This window comes from Lactococcus sp. AK05, from assembly GCF_041026685.1.
In the GTDB taxonomy this organism is placed as follows: Bacteria; Bacillota; Bacilli; order Lactobacillales; family Streptococcaceae; genus Lactococcus; species Lactococcus lactis.
Genome location: NZ_JBFTEI010000001.1, coordinates 96,152 through 111,210 on the forward strand (window position 1 = coordinate 96,152; position 15,059 = coordinate 111,210).

At 35.3% G+C, this 15,059-nt stretch carries 18 protein-coding genes; 13 read left to right on the top strand and 5 right to left on the bottom strand.

What is annotated here, in order from left to right; translation table 11 throughout:
* Positions 1–2: 2 nt before the first annotated feature.
* Both AB6B24_RS00510 and AB6B24_RS00515 read right to left on the bottom strand, forming a co-directional pair.
* Positions 3–317, bottom strand: a complete 315-nt coding sequence (locus tag AB6B24_RS00510) for a GIY-YIG nuclease family protein (RefSeq protein ID WP_010906152.1) — start codon at positions 315–317, stop codon at positions 3–5.
* Positions 314–838, bottom strand: coding sequence for a histidine phosphatase family protein (locus AB6B24_RS00515; protein ID WP_195936389.1), 525 nt, complete (start codon positions 836–838; stop codon positions 314–316). Before AB6B24_RS00515 ends, AB6B24_RS00510 begins: the two co-directional genes overlap by 4 nt.
* 68 nt (positions 839–906) lie before the next feature.
* Here AB6B24_RS00515 and AB6B24_RS00520 point away from each other — a divergent pair, with 68 nt between their 5' ends.
* The 3 genes from AB6B24_RS00520 to AB6B24_RS00530 all read left to right on the top strand — a co-directional run bounded on the left by AB6B24_RS00520 (position 907) and on the right by AB6B24_RS00530 (position 5,229).
* On the top strand, positions 907–1,545 hold the full coding sequence (locus tag AB6B24_RS00520; protein WP_139917440.1) for a hypothetical protein: 639 nt from the start codon (positions 907–909) through the stop codon (positions 1,543–1,545).
* Between the two features lie 78 nt (positions 1,546–1,623).
* The gene (gene uvrA, locus AB6B24_RS00525; RefSeq protein WP_311805594.1) at positions 1,624–4,446 is read left to right on the top strand and encodes an excinuclease ABC subunit UvrA; all 2,823 of its coding nucleotides are present in this window, start codon (positions 1,624–1,626) and stop codon (positions 4,444–4,446) included.
* A gap of 201 nt (positions 4,447–4,647) precedes the next feature.
* Positions 4,648–5,229: a uracil-DNA glycosylase family protein gene (locus AB6B24_RS00530; RefSeq protein ID WP_017864934.1), complete on the top strand. Its 582-nt coding sequence runs from the start codon at positions 4,648–4,650 to the stop codon at positions 5,227–5,229.
* Positions 5,230–5,275: 46 nt separating this feature from the next.
* Here the strand turns inward: AB6B24_RS00530 and AB6B24_RS00535 are convergent, their stop codons facing one another.
* From AB6B24_RS00535 to AB6B24_RS00545, 3 genes are all read right to left on the bottom strand, one after another.
* Positions 5,276–5,719: a GNAT family N-acetyltransferase gene (locus tag AB6B24_RS00535; protein ID WP_311802990.1), complete on the bottom strand. Its 444-nt coding sequence runs from the start codon at positions 5,717–5,719 to the stop codon at positions 5,276–5,278.
* Positions 5,720–5,865: 146 nt separating this feature from the next.
* Positions 5,866–7,065: a tyrosine-type recombinase/integrase gene (locus AB6B24_RS00540; protein ID WP_369164007.1), complete on the bottom strand. Its 1,200-nt coding sequence runs from the start codon at positions 7,063–7,065 to the stop codon at positions 5,866–5,868.
* 193 nt (positions 7,066–7,258) lie between these two features.
* Complete coding sequence (locus tag AB6B24_RS00545) at positions 7,259–7,789, bottom strand: helix-turn-helix domain-containing protein (protein WP_211752021.1); 531 nt, start codon at positions 7,787–7,789, stop codon at positions 7,259–7,261.
* 147 nt (positions 7,790–7,936) lie between these two features.
* On the opposite strand from AB6B24_RS00545, the gene AB6B24_RS00550 reads away from it, so the two are divergent.
* The 10 genes from AB6B24_RS00550 to AB6B24_RS00595 all read left to right on the top strand — a co-directional run bounded on the left by AB6B24_RS00550 (position 7,937) and on the right by AB6B24_RS00595 (position 15,006).
* Positions 7,937–8,131, top strand: coding sequence for a transcriptional regulator (locus tag AB6B24_RS00550; protein ID WP_211752020.1), 195 nt, complete (start codon positions 7,937–7,939; stop codon positions 8,129–8,131).
* 373 nt (positions 8,132–8,504) lie between these two features.
* Positions 8,505–8,699: a DUF1655 domain-containing protein gene (locus tag AB6B24_RS00555; RefSeq protein ID WP_047206794.1), complete on the top strand. Its 195-nt coding sequence runs from the start codon at positions 8,505–8,507 to the stop codon at positions 8,697–8,699.
* Positions 8,700–8,702: 3 nt separating this feature from the next.
* Entirely contained in the window at positions 8,703–9,233 is a 531-nt protein-coding gene (locus tag AB6B24_RS00560; RefSeq protein WP_311802988.1) for a hypothetical protein, read from the top strand.
* Positions 9,230–9,499: a hypothetical protein gene (locus tag AB6B24_RS00565; RefSeq protein WP_004255712.1), complete on the top strand. Its 270-nt coding sequence runs from the start codon at positions 9,230–9,232 to the stop codon at positions 9,497–9,499. The genes AB6B24_RS00560 and AB6B24_RS00565 overlap by 4 nt, the downstream gene beginning before the upstream one ends.
* An 8-nt stretch (positions 9,500–9,507) precedes the next feature.
* Entirely contained in the window at positions 9,508–10,086 is a 579-nt protein-coding gene (locus AB6B24_RS00570; protein WP_311802987.1) for a hypothetical protein, read from the top strand.
* Positions 10,079–11,521: a VapE domain-containing protein gene (locus tag AB6B24_RS00575; protein WP_311802986.1), complete on the top strand. Its 1,443-nt coding sequence runs from the start codon at positions 10,079–10,081 to the stop codon at positions 11,519–11,521. Before AB6B24_RS00570 ends, AB6B24_RS00575 begins: the two co-directional genes overlap by 8 nt.
* A gap of 311 nt (positions 11,522–11,832) precedes the next feature.
* Positions 11,833–12,234: a hypothetical protein gene (locus tag AB6B24_RS00580; RefSeq protein ID WP_311804389.1), complete on the top strand. Its 402-nt coding sequence runs from the start codon at positions 11,833–11,835 to the stop codon at positions 12,232–12,234.
* A 132-nt stretch (positions 12,235–12,366) separates the two neighbouring features.
* Positions 12,367–12,951 (top strand): hypothetical protein, encoded by a 585-nt coding sequence (locus tag AB6B24_RS00585; RefSeq protein WP_311802984.1) that lies wholly within the window; start codon positions 12,367–12,369, stop codon positions 12,949–12,951.
* A 180-nt stretch (positions 12,952–13,131) separates the two neighbouring features.
* The gene (locus tag AB6B24_RS00590; RefSeq protein ID WP_311805596.1) at positions 13,132–14,367 is read left to right on the top strand and encodes a phage major capsid protein; all 1,236 of its coding nucleotides are present in this window, start codon (positions 13,132–13,134) and stop codon (positions 14,365–14,367) included.
* A gap of 18 nt (positions 14,368–14,385) precedes the next feature.
* Positions 14,386–15,006: a hypothetical protein gene (locus tag AB6B24_RS00595; RefSeq protein WP_311804391.1), complete on the top strand. Its 621-nt coding sequence runs from the start codon at positions 14,386–14,388 to the stop codon at positions 15,004–15,006.
* Positions 15,007–15,059: the final 53 nt, after the last annotated feature.

A 15,059-nucleotide genomic window follows, 5' to 3' on the forward strand; every position in this document is an offset into this window, starting at 1 on the left:
ATTCATTTTAAATGAATGTTTTTCTTTTGTTTGAGTTCTAGGTATTCAATAAACTTTTCTTTGATTAAATCATTTTTGATAAGTGACAATTTTTGCTTGCGAACAAGTTTATGTTTAAACCACCATTCACAAGACATGGCATCATTTTTATTATCAAAATCAACAGAGGCAAGCAGCTTAACTGGCAATCTTGTTTTTGTGTATTTCGCCCCTTTACCAGAGTTATGAGTGGCAAGTCTTTTTTCTAAATCAGTGGTATAGCCACAGTAGAGAGTTTTATCTGAGCATTGTAAAATGTAAGTAAAATATTGGTTCATAAGTTTTTTTCTAAAATAGTGAGAAATTCAAAAGGAGTAAATTCATGAGTAGGCTCCCAAATCTTTTGAAATTGATTAATCATTCCATTGTGAGAAACAATGAGAATATTTTGAGCAGAAGGAAAAAGTTGAGGAAGTTTTTCTAAAAATATTTTAGCACGTTCATGAATTGAAGCAAGAGATTCAATACCTAAAGTAAGATTTTCTTCATTTTCTATATTAAGTTGTGCCCAATCTCGATTTTCTTTTGTTTGATTTTCCAATTTTCCAAGGCCTCGTTCACGTAATAAAGGTTCAAAGAGTAGTAAGGCTCCTATTTTATTAGAAATTATCATTGCAGTTTCCTTAGCACCTTGTAAATCTGAGGATAAAATCAAGTCAAATTTTACTGACGAAAGTTTGTCAGCTAAAATTTCGGACTGCTGAATTCCTCTGTCAGTGAGAGGACTCTTTGACCAACCCATCAGCAAATTTTGCTGAATATTTCGCGTTTCACCATGTCTGACTAAATATAATTTCATAGTCAGATTATATCATTTAACGTAGCCAAAGTTAAGAGCTAGCTTGCCATTCGTGGTATAATAAGAGTATGATTACTTCACTTACGATTCTTTCAAGTCTTGCAATAATTGTAACCGCAGTTATTGCTTTTGCGGAATATCAAGCTGGAAAAAGACGTCATTCAACCACTTTATCTATCGAAATGCTTCATAAGCAAAAAGACGATTTTATTAAATGGTTTTATGATTATCTTCATATCTCACAAGTGTTGATGCGAGTAACAATTCAACTTAACATGGACCGCTTAGAACAACGTCATTTTGAAAATACAAATGACTCTAGTAATCAGCGACGCATTATTCGTATTAATGAGAATACGATGTCAAGAGATCGTAATGCAGCAGATTTAAATTATCAAATGATGCTTTTAAATCTGGTGATTGATGACCGCAAGCCTTATTTTGAAAATACTCAGATCAAGGTCCGCTCAAATTTTGAGACATTGATGCATGACATCAATGAATTTACAAGAAAAATTCATATAGAATATGATGAAAAAATGAAAGAAACGGATGATGCAGGTTGCCGTTCCATTATGAATGAAGCTCGAAAGATGGCTAGAAATACGATGGAAACTATCGAAAAATCTAACCATGAAATGGGTGAGCAAGTCAAACATGATATTCAAGCACTCGAAGATGAAGTAGAACATTATTTTAAAAAATAAAAAAACATGAATATACACCTTCACTATGGAGAAGACACCAATATCTGCAATCAAAACAAAATAATAAAAGGAAAATAAATGCCACAAGATAAAATAGTAATACATGGTGCACGTGAGCACAATTTAAAAAATATAGATGTTGAAATTCCAAGAGATAAATTAGTTGTTGTTACTGGGGTTTCAGGGTCTGGGAAATCATCTCTGGCCTTTGAAACTTTATATGCAGAAGGTCAACGTCGATATGTTGAATCTTTGTCAGCTTATGCCAGACAGTTTTTAGGAAATATGGATAAACCAGATGTTGATTCAATTGATGGTTTGTCGCCAGCAATCTCTATTGACCAAAAAACAACTTCTAAAAATCCTCGCTCAACAGTCGGGACGGTTACGGAAATTAATGACTATTTGCGTCTATTATACGCCCGTGTTGGGACGCCATATTGTGTGAATGGTCATGGAAAAATTTCGGCACAGTCAGTTGAAGAAATTGTTGAACAAATTCTTGAACTCCCTGAAAAAACACGTTTACAAATTCTCGCTCCTGTCGTACGTACCAAAAAAGGGACTCATGTTAAAATGTTTGAGCGTATCCAAAAAGATGGTTATGTTCGTGTTCGTGTTGATGGCGAAGTTTATGATATTTCAGAAGCTCCAGAACTTGATAAAAATAAAAAGCACAACATTGAAATTGTCATTGACCGGATTGTTGTAAAAGAAGGAATTCGTTCGCGTCTGTTTGACTCTGTAGAGGCTGCGCTTCATCAGGCTGAGGGTTATGTTATTGTTGATAAAATGGATGGTTCAGAGCTTTTATTTAGTGAATTTTATGCCTGTCCAGTTTGTGGATTTACTGTTCCAGAACTTGAACCACGCCTTTTCTCATTCAATGCTCCTTTTGGCTCATGCCCAGATTGTGATGGTTTAGGAGTTAAATTGGAACCCGATGTCGATTTATTGATTCCTGATACAAGCAAAACACTCCGTGAGGGAGCAATTATCTATTGGTATGGGAAAACTTCAACTTATTACCCAGCTCTTTTAGAGCAAGCAATGGAGCAATTTGGTATTGATTTAGATACACCTTGGGAAAAACTGTCAGAAAAAGAACAACAAATTGTTTTATATGGAAATGGAGATAAACTTTTCCATTTTCTGCACGAAGGAGATTTTGGATTACGTGACCAAGATATGACCTTTGTTGGGGTCATTCCTAATCTTTGGCGTCGTTATCGTTCAGGAATGAGCGAGTCAGCTAGAGAAATGGCGCGTTCTTACATGACCGAATTGACTTGTACGACTTGTCATGGTTATCGTTTAAATGATCAAGCACTTTCTGTTAAAGTGGGAGAGAAAAATATTGCTGAATTTTCAATTCTGTCAATTGGCGATACGCTTGATTATGTGAAAAGTTTAGTTCTTTCTGCAAATAATGAAATTATCGCAAAACCTATTTTGAAAGAAATTAAAGACCGTTTGACTTTCTTGAAAAATGTTGGTTTGGATTATCTTACGCTATCTCGTTCAAGCGGAACACTTTCTGGTGGAGAGTCACAACGCATTCGTTTAGCGACACAAATTGGTTCAAATTTATCAGGCGTTTTGTATATTCTGGATGAACCTTCCATTGGTTTACATCAAAGAGATAATGACAGATTGATTGAGTCTTTACAAAAGATGCGTGATTTGGGGAATACCTTAATTGTCGTTGAACATGATGAGGACACGATGATGGCAGCCGATTGGCTTATTGATGTTGGGCCTGGGGCAGGTGATTTAGGAGGTGAAATTATTGCCTCTGGAACACCAAAACAAGTCATGAAAAATAAAAAATCACTGACAGGGCAATATTTGTCAGGAAAAAGAGCCATTCCAGTTCCTGAAAAACGTCGAGCCATTGATAAGAAAAAAATGGTTAAGATTACAGGTGCAAGTGAGAACAACTTGCAAAACCTCGACGTTGAGTTTCCAATGGGAGTTATGACGGCTGTAACTGGGGTTTCTGGTTCTGGTAAATCAACTTTAGTTAACAGTATTTTAAAGAAGTCATTAGCTCAAAAATTGAATCACAACTCAGAGAAACCTGGTAAGCATAAAAAAATTACTGGTTATGAAGGAATTGAGCGTTTGATTGATATTGACCAAAGTCCAATTGGTCGAACTCCACGTTCAAATCCGGCAACTTATACCAGCGTCTTTGATGACATTCGTGATTTATTTGCCAATACAAATGAAGCAAAAATTCGTGGCTATAAAAAAGGACGTTTCTCATTTAATGTCAAAGGTGGACGTTGTGAAGCCTGTTCTGGTGATGGAATCATCAAGATTGAAATGCATTTCTTGCCAGATGTTTATGTTCCATGTGAAGTTTGCCATGGCAGACGCTACAATTCAGAAACTTTAGAAGTTCATTATAAAGGGAAGAATATTTCGGAAGTACTCGATATGCGCGTGTCTGATGGATTGGAATTCTTCCGTCATATTCCAAAAATTGAACGTAAACTCCAAACGATTGTTGATGTAGGTTTGGGATATGTGACGCTTGGGCAACCAGCAACTACTTTATCAGGTGGGGAAGCTCAACGGATGAAATTAGCTTCTGAATTGCAAAAACGTTCAAATGGTAAAGCTTTTTATATCTTGGATGAACCAACAACTGGTTTGCACAGTGAAGATATTGCGACCCTGATTCAAGTATTAGATCGTTTGGTTGAACAAGGAAATACGATTGTTGTCATTGAGCATAATTTGGATGTTATTAAAACAGCAGATTACATCATCGACTTAGGCCCAGAAGGTGGTGCTGGTGGTGGAACAATTCTCGCCAAAGGAAGACCAGAAGAGGTAGCAAAAGTTGCTGACAGCTATACTGGTCAGTATTTGAAAGCAAAATTAGAAAAATAAGACTGATGGAAATTTAGACATGTAATTAAAATACTTAGTTCAATAATCGAATTGACAGAACTGCCTAGAAAATGCTTGCTCCGGTCGCATTTTACTGACAGGATTTATCTTAGAAATATTTATCAGATAAGCTTTTTGTCAGTAAATTTTACAATAAAAAGCGTAATCTATAAACTTAGATTACGCTTTTAAGGAAAGAAAATGGATAAATTTAAGGAAATTTTTGAAGCGATTAAAGCTGACCCACAGAACAAAAAATATACAAAAGATGGGATAGAGCCGCTTTATTCTGTCCATAAAGAAGCAAAGATTTGTATTATTGGTCAGGCACCAGGCATTCGAGCACAAGAATCACGACTCTTTTGGAATGATCCGTCAGGTGACCGTCTGCGCGATTGGCTTGGAATTGACCGAACCACTTTTTATGAGTCAAATAAAATATCTATTTTGCCTTTAGATTTTTATTTTCCTGGAAAAGGAAAATCAGGTGATCTGCCACCTCGGGCAGGTTTTGCTCAAAAATGGCATAAAGCACTTTTAGAAGAAATGCCTGAGATTGAACTTTTTATTCTAGTAGGTTCTTATGCCATAAAGTATTATTTAAATTTAAAATCATCAGCAAAAACAACAGAAGTGATTCGTGATTTTGAAGCCTACTTACCAAAATATTTTCCGCTTGTTCATCCCAGCCCACGAAATAATATTTGGTTAGCCAAAAATCCGTGGTTTGAGCCTGAACTTTTACCAGAACTAAAAAAAAGAGTTGCTCAATTAATGAAATAAATTACTGACAGACTGTCAGTAATTTTTTCCATGGCTTAGTCTTCAATTAATGAATTGTTCTTTCCATTTGAATATGTTGAATACCAGCTTCTTCAAAGATTTGTCCTATTTCATTAAAACCGTGTTTGCTATATAAACCTTTGGCAGAAAGTTGCGCGTGAAGCTCCAATTTATTTAATCTGTTTTCTTTGGCAAATTCAATCAAACGATTGATTAGAAGAGTTGCATAACCATGACCTCTTGCTTCTTTTAAAATAGCCATTCGTTGAATTAGCGCTGTTTTATCATCTAAATCAGCAAGTAAACGAACGGTACCTTTGGCAAGACCATCGTCATAAAGAACGAAATGAACAGAAGAGGCCTCTTCTAGAGCGTTTCCAACTTCAAGTTCATAAGGAACGCCTTGTTCTTTTACAAAAACTTGATTACGAATCCGTAAAGCATCAAAATAAATATCAGACATAGTATCACGAGTTACTCTAATTTCCATAATTTCTCCTAAAGATTAGTTTGCTTAAAAGCCTTGGATTTATTATAAAGCTTTCTATAAACACTTGCAAGCATTGGAATTACTACATTTCAATGCTTTTATTTTTGTTCAAAAAGTAATTAACAGAGTTTTTAACAGAGTTCCAATTAAAAGTTGGCATACTTAGTAAATAGTTCAAGCTCTTTATTTTTCTTTTCAGGCTCGAGATGCGAGTATAGGTCCATTGTCATTTGTAAGGTTGAATGTCCTAATCTCTCTTGTATAACTTTATATGTCATACCAGCATTTAGGCATAAACTAGCGTGTGAATGTCTAAAACCATGAAATGATAAAGAAGTAAGTTTTGCAGCATCCTCTATCTTTTTTAGCCGGTAGTTTAGACCGTGGTAGTCCATAACATTACCTTGCCATGTCGGAAACACTAAGGATTGATGTGGATTTCCTACGCTCATAAAATGTTTTTTCTGGAAGAAGTACCAACGTTTTAAAGTTGAAGCTGCTTTGGAATCAATGCTGATTACTCGATTACTTTTATTTGTTTTCGGTGTATCTTGTATAACAGTACGTTGTACTGTTGTTTTACTGACAGAAACTGTTTGATTATCTAAATCTACATCAAACCACTCTAAGGCCATAGCTTCGCCAATACGCAAGCCAGAAGCAACAAGCAAGCGTAGGAGAGCATTAAAGTATTGAGTGGACCATTTTGTATTGTCCAGACTTTCAATGTGTAAGAATAGCTCTGACAGCTCTGTTTTAGTATAAAAATTTACTTCTTTGTTTGGTTTATCAATTTTTACTTTAGGAATGATTACTGAATGACAGGGATTTCTATCAATTATTCCAATTGATAAAGCATGCTGAAAAATGCGATTAATTACGTTAAGTTGTAATTTGTAATCTTTTCCTGACCCAACATCACGTTTTTGTTTTCCGCCAAGAGGTTCTGCAGCATTCTTCGCCCATTCAATAACTTTTTTTTGAATCTGAGCAGTAGTAATTTTACTGATTCGCTTATTTCCAAAAGCAGGAATAGCATAAGTATCTAGGTTAGATCTCATTTGTCGTATTGATCCAACTTTTTGTTGCAGCTTATAAAGTTCAAAAAAGCTCTCAGTAACCTCTCCAAAAGTTTCGAGTGATTCTTTACCTTTGGTGTTACCATTCTTTTTAAAATTATTTTTCAGGCGTTCGAGTTCATTCTTGACGCCTGTTTTTGTGCGCCCTCTAATATCTGTTTTAACTTGCTTACCTGTCAGTACATCAGTACCAATATAAGCGCCGCGGAGAATATATCTCCCCTCTCCGCCTTTTGTTTTGTATTCTTTTATATTTAGTTTGTTCATGTTGATTCTCCTGTTTGCATTTGGCCGTGCGCATAATGGAAAATCATGAAATTATTGCTATATTTTGAAACTGATTTTGATTATTGTGATGATAAGTTGATAAATTTATTAAGTTTTAATTAACATGTAGCTTCCTAATTCATTGCAAACTTTAAATGACTTGTTGAAATTAATAGTGTTTACTACTGCTAATTTAATCAATTTTTTTCATGGTCATTTCATCATTTTTGATTTCTTCGTAAGTTATATGATTGAGTGTTTGAATTATATCATTTGTCTTTGAAAACAGTTCATCATCAAACTCTATTTTGTTATGTTGTAGTATTGAAGCAAAGGAGGCAACTGCTTTTTTTCTTTCATCACTTTCAACTCCTTTTCGATCTATAAATTCACTCCATATCGTGTTTAATATGCTTGCCAATTCACTGTTTTCTTCTAAGAAGTTAACATATTCTGAAAGGGGAATGCGTTTGGGCTCTTTTTGTGTATATAGTAAATAGTTAACATCAACATTAAATACTCTGGCGATTGCTTCCCAAACTTCCGGATTTCTTGGTGCCCTTTTCCCATTTTCATAAAACGAAAGCTGGCTGTCTGTTACCCGAAGGGGTTTTCCATTAATAATAGTTTTCTGTTCAGCCAGAATAGAATTCACTCTTCTCATTAATCCTATTAAAGTTTCGTTTTGCTCTTCTCTAAGCTCTTTTATTCTATTTTTAGTCATAGTCAGTGATCTCCTTAATAAACTATTATATACAATTTTTAAAATAATACAAGAAAAAATTATCAAATTGAAAGTATAAAAACTTGACATAACCAAAATGAAAGTGTAGAATGATTTTACTATCAAATTGAAAGTGAGGTTATCATTTTGTACTTAACACAAGAAATTAAAACTGCTCTACGTAAAAAGCGAGGGATATTGGACTTAACCAAAGGCGAAGCAGCCGATCGACTTGGCATTAATCGTTTGACCTATGGACGTCTTGAAAGTCCGATACGTAACGAAAAAGTACGTCAAAGTACGTATGAACGTATTACTGAATGGCTTGCTAAAGATTATTAATCATTATCATCTATCCAAGAACAAACAGCACGGTTTGCCTAGCTTTCCGTAATGTGCTTACGCAACTATCCAGCAGTTGCAAGTATTAATAGATGATTTCCACAGCCCAAGCAATGGCTATAAACTGCATGTCCTAACATAAAAATAGCATTTGCCGTGCGCTGTAATAGAGAACCATGAAAAAAGGCCGATTAAAAACTGCAAGATGTCTGGCAGTTGTCAGTAGAAAAAGAGGAAATAATAAAAAGAATTGAAGAATGAGAACGAAAAAAAGCCCGCACCGCCAAGTAAGAGCTTTTAATCAACATGAGTAGAGCAGCTTGAATAAAGCTTTTCTACTCTCTATTTTACCATAATGAGAGGAATTTTCAATATGAACAAACCAGTAAACAAGGAAACTTATATCCTAGATGATTCTATCGCTTTTGAGCTTATGGACTTGTTAAAAGCCAAGGCCCGCCATTTTATCCAACTTAATGAGTATGTCTACCGCTTGTTTGACGGTCAATCAGTAGTGACTTTCACAACTTTAGAAAATGACATTCAAGTAGAAATGGTTAAGGGGTAAGGCATGAAATTTAAAACATTTGAATTAAATGCCTATAAAAGTAGGGCAGGAATAACACTTTCATTCGATAAGAAAGATAGAGGCTTAGGGATAATCACAAGCAAACTTTTTTACCTAGATTCTAAGCACCCTTTAAAACTTAAAATCACTAATAATCAAGCTGAACGCTACCATATCAAACAGGAAATCAAGCAAACAGATTATAAGGGGTGCGTTACAGAGGGAGTTATGACATTAGCTGACATCATTGAGGAAAAAATTATCTTGATGGACTATCACAACGCAAATAAAGAAAATTTTCAAGATTGGATGCGTGTTTTTGTTTATGGATACCTGTATGATGTGGCGTTTAATCGTGGTATTCGCCATGAAAGACAGCGTAGAAAAACCAAGCACAAAGCATTGACAGCATTTGATATTATCAGTTCCGAAGATGTTTCAGAGCTTTCTCATGAGCTAGGAATTAGTGAGGATAAACTAACATACGCAGTTATGGAAGTTATTTCTAAACGTAAGAATGGAGGCATGGCATGAGTATTTTATCAATTGAAGCAGAGCATGAGCTGACTCAATCAGTATTAAGCCATGTTGATAAGTTAGTTGAAGCAAGAGTTGAACAAAGTCGTGAGTTTCCCTATAAGAAAAAAGCTGATTTAAAACGTGAACTCTCAATTAATGAAGCTTATTATAAGAAGCTGGTTGTTGCTGGACTTCGTGAAGTTATCCTTGAAGAAGGAGATAAAACGGTTTGGGTCTCAAAGAAACAACTTGAGCAACTCATGGATCAATTGGCAGAGTAAGGGGGGATATGGAACTTTTGACCATTCGTCTAAATAAAATAGTAGCTAAAAAGCTGATGAAAGGGGCAGGAGAGACATTGATTTTGGAAAAAGAAGATTTCTATCAATATGTTTATCTTGTCCCTAATAATATGAGTTTTAGCGGTCATTTTGATTCAGTGCTTGATATCAGCGTGAGCCAACATTGGGAGATTTTCAACTTTCTAACCTCACAGTATCAAGAACTAGGCTATAAAAAAGTGCATTATAAACATCCAGCTCATCCATCAAATAAATTTATGAAGTTTCTTAATAAGCTGCAGCGTGATCAATCTGAAAAATTCGCTACAGTTTATCGACAAAATGCCTTTGAGAAATTCAAAGATGAAATCGTGATGCATCAGGGCTTCTTGAATAGTAAGAACATGATGAAGTTTATTATTTTAGGAAAGAAGCACGGATATAACTATAAATATCTCATGATGTGGGCTGTTTCAGAAATTGAAGCGACTTGTGACGGGACTCAGAAACAAGGCTTACTGGCTGATTTTATAAGTCTTGCGGATGAATATTTTGATGAAAAAGAAAGGGAGGTGTTGAGTGACTAATGTAGATGATGATTTTCAAACGATGATTGACAGCTATGAGGAAGAAAAAGCAAAAGCTGATAATAAAAAACAAGAAATAAAACCACCTCAGAGCGATAAAATCGTTAAAGTTAAATTTGAAGCTGAAAATTTCGCCGTCAATCAGTATGGTAAACCCAAAGTAAATTCTTTAAAAAACATACGAATCGCCATAGAAAATGACAACATTTTAAAAAACCAATTTGTGTTTAATTCTTTTACACAAGAAATAGAAATTAGAACCCCTTTCAAGTTAAGAGGAGTAGAGATTGAGAATGACGGGTTAAAAGAGGTTTATATTACGGCTATTCTTGAACATTTTGAAGAAAAATATGATGTTTTATTTGATAGTCGGCTTCTAGTCAATGTGATTAATAAAATTGCTTACGAAAATAAATACAATCCTGTTCAAGATTTCATGGAAGATTGTTACAAAAATTGGGATAAGGTCAAACGTGCAAGAAGTCTATTTCCTGATTATTTGGGGGCGAAAGAAAGTGATTTAACCGAACGAATGACCAAATTATTTTTTGTTGGGGCTGTCAGTAAGGTTTATTGTCCTTATGATAAGTTTGACTTTGTTTTGGATTTGGTAGGAGGCCAAGGCTCTGGGAAGACGACCTTTCTTACTAAAATGGGGCAAGGCTGGTACACAGATTCAATGAAAAATTTTGATGATAAAGACCAATTAGTTATGATGTTACGTGCTTTGATTGTGAATGATGATGAAATGGCAATCAGTAATAAAATACCCTTTGCGGATTTAAAGAAGTTTATCACTCAAACAGTTTTGTCTTTCAGGGCGCCCTATGGCACAAAGGTAGAAAATTATGCCAAAAACTTTGTTATTGCTCGAACAACTAACCATGAAGAATATCAAAAAGACAGAACAGGGGCAAGGCGATTTCTTCCCGTTCATTGTTCAAAAGAGTTACAAAAATATCATCCTGTTTCTGATTTAGATGATGCCACCGTCCGCCAAGTTTGGGGTGAGATGGTTCACTACTACAAGGAAGGGTTCAGCTTTAAACTCTCAGAGGAAGAAGAAAAGCAACTCAATTTAGAACGGTCAGATTATGAATATTTTGATGAACAAGAAGAATTACTTGAACAGTATCTTGAAATTCCTATTCCTACAGATTTTTATAAAGCACAAGGAAATAATACAAGAATGCACGAGCGGAGAGCCTATATTGGCTTTATTCTTCAATCCGGAGAAACTCCTAAGCATGAATTTAGAGGGGAAATCAAACCAAGAGAGTTTGTGACGGCTACTTATTTCTATTGGGAAGCAATGGGGATCGAGACGGGGAAAGGAACTGCTAAGATAGTTTCTAAGTTCAAGAACTCAATGAATAATAAGAAAGAATGGCAAAAAACTACTCGAAGAGGTAAAAGGGGTTATGGCAGAAAATAGGGTGCATTTAGTAATGCACCCAAAAGTTAAATGCACCCCGCAAATGCACCCCTTAAAAACTTATATTATATAAGGGTTTATAGATAGTAGGGGTGTAAGGGTGCATTTATATCTTAGTAAAATAATAGTTAGTGTTAATTATAAAAAGGGCTTGCTTATCAGGGACACATAGTAAAGTTTTCAAATTAAATGCACCCCATGAAAATATCGCTTTCAAAACTGTTCTAAGGTCTGGTATGACTGTATTTGTTGGGGGTGCATTACTAAATGCACCCATTAAATTAAATGCACCCCAAAAATAGGAGAAAAAAATGAGCATAATTAAATTACATGAACAAGAAGAAAATAATGAACCAAAAGAATTTAACAATACCATTAAACGTGTGTTAATGAACGCAAAAGAAGCGGTCTTTGAGCGTCAAGGAAGTATAGACGACTTAGCTGATACCCTAGCGGTTGAATTAGATGTTTTGGCTTACTTGCTAGACATTCCTGAAATTGGCTTCAGTCCATCAATCGTTGATAAAGAGTTGGCACTCAAAGCACAAATACAAGAACTCTACTCACTTAATGATTCAATGGTTACCTCTGACCCTAACCATATTCCAAGATATACAGACGGAACAATTATTACATTATCTGATTTAGTAGATATGAATGTACAAGCCTTAGATAATATCGCAGAGTTAATCGGCTTTGAATTAGAAGAATAAAAGTGAATAAAATTAGTTGTTTTAATTAATTTATAGAAACAGTGATTAACTCAATAAGTATAAGGGATTACAGGTTTTGGTTGTGTTTCCGATTTTAAGATATATTCACTAATAGAAATAGGAGAAAAAAACATGAATAACAGTTACCCCAAATTATGGTCAAGAATCATGACTCAAACAATCGCAGAGTTAAAAAGAAAAAAGAATCTGACTCGGCTAGACTTAAAACGTGGAGCATTGGCACTTGTAAAAGGCTTGAATGTACGAAATAAGAAAATCAATGCGGAAAGTGAAGCAGACTATATCAAAGCGGTTTGGGATAATTTCCAGCTTTATGAAATGGCCTTGTCAGTCATTGGGATGCTTACGCCTAAAGAAGTCATTGAAACATTCCCAATTTACAAAAGATATGATGGTCATAAATACGAGACAAAAGATTACTTTAGTGTACAAAAATCTTTAGCAGCTTATGACCTCAATCAACCCATCAACGCAGTGGATGATAAAGCTTTTGAATTTCTTTGGGATTACGACAATGATGATTTAGTAGAGTTCACGGTAGACTTCATGGGAGCTATGAGTCATATTAATCGCCTTGAGAAAGGTAAAGATTTATTTTCTCAATTTTTAGAGGAAACGCAAGGGATAAAATCTCGTGTGATTGAAATTAACGGGATTGAAGTCATTACTTTTGATCATGATGATGAATTAGATTAAATAAAAAAGGTTGCCCAAAAAGAAAGGAAAGATTATGAGAGCAAGGTCTCCAACAAAATCAGTTGTTTTAATTCAGTTATAAAAAGAGCGATTAACGCAATGAATAAAAGGAGTTACAGGCTTTATCTGTACTTCCGATGATAAGATATATTTACCAATAGAAAATAAGGAATCAATACAATGAATCAAACACTAAATACACTCAATGAGCTGTGGATTGAAGCAGGCGAAAAAGTAGAAAATTATAACGATAAAATCAATCAAATGCTCAAAAATGAAAACTTTTCAGCTCAAACCTTAAGAGATTTAACCGCGAAGAGAGATAATGCGCAAGCTCGTTGTGATGCACTTAGAAATCAAGTCGTCGAGGCACAAGCGACGCAAGTTGCTCATCTTCGCTCGAGCGGTCAACTTCCCTTAGGAAATGGAGAAAACCAAACGGATCAATCTTTTATTTCAGATTTCAAAGCCTTAATGAGAGGCGATTCTAAAATCACAAATCTAGTCACTTCCTCTAAAGATGAATCAGGCGAAGCGGCTGGCTTAACCATTCCCCAAGATCTAAAAACTTCCATTAATGTCTTAAAGCGCCAGTATGATGTGATGGAGCAATATGTCAATGTTGAAAATGTAACTACTGCCTCAGGTTCACGAGTTTATGAGAAATGGACAAATATTACCCCACTTACAAAATTAGATAGCGAAGATGAAACCATTGGGGCAAATGACGATCCAAATCTTAAGCTTGTTAAATATCAGATTGGGCGCTACGGAGGGATTACAACAGCGACCAACTCCCTACTTAAAGATAGTGCCGAAAACATTATGTCATGGTTGACGGGTTGGATTGCTAAGAAAGTCGTCGTTTCTCGTAATAAAGAAATCATCTCACTCATGCAAGCAGCTCCTAAAAAACCAGCGCTCTCTACTTTTGATGATATTATCACTATGATTAATACGGCAGTCGATCCAGCAATTAAAGCAACTTCTATTTTAATTACCAACACGAGCGGACTCAACCAACTTACTTTAGTTAAAGATGCGCTAGGGAATTATTTGTTACAACCTGACCCCGTTCAACCTGATCGCTATTTAATCAAAGGAAAACGAGTGGTTGAAATCAGCGATTATTGGCTCCCAAGTGCTGGAGAAGCAAGCAGTCCGCTTTATCCGCTCTATTATGGCGACTTTAAACAAGCCATGACTTTATTTGACCGTGAAAACCTGTCATTACTTCCAACAAATATTGGTGCTGGTGCATTTGAAACTGATACGACTAAAATTCGTGTGATTGACCGCTTTGATGTTCAGCTTACGGATACAGAAGCTTTTGTGGCAGGTTCATTTACAGCGATCTCAGATCAAAAAGGAAATATCAATACTGCAGCTACACCTACACCTACAACTACCAACTAATCATAAGGAGAAATAATAATGGACATTCGTCATATTGAAGAAAAAACAAAAGAATTAAAAGCACAATCGCTTCCTCTGGTTCAAGCCGTTGAAAAAACCCAAGCCTTAGTCAATGAGTTAAGCACAAAACTTGAGAATATGAAAGTAGATAAACAACAGCCAGATATTGATGCGACTCTTGCACAAATGGCTAAAGAACGAGATGCTCGTATTTTACTTGATGAACTGAAGGAACATCTTACCAAGCAAAAAGAAGCGCTTCATCAATTTTGGAATAATAAAGAAACCAATTATACCATTAAAACTGAGGCTAATCGCTCACAAGAATACTTGAGTCCAACAGAATCTCAATTGATTGAGGGATTAATTGATAACTCTTTAAAACGAAAATTAAAAGCTTATGGTAAAGAAGTGGAAGAAGTTCGAAATAAAGCCATTGAGATTGTGAACTATTTGAAAGAAAACAATTATGATCAATCCGTTGGTAATGCCCTCCATCCGTTAGTTGAAGCCAAAAACTTTTATTACTTTAGAATGGCTCAGTTGATTAGTTCTACATTTCAACATGAATTGATGGAATATTTGCTTGAGGAGGGGCTGATTACAAACTATCCTGGCTATTATACCCCACGCCGATAAGTAGGGGAGGCACTTAAATAGAGCCTTTAATATGGTATAATAGAACTATCATA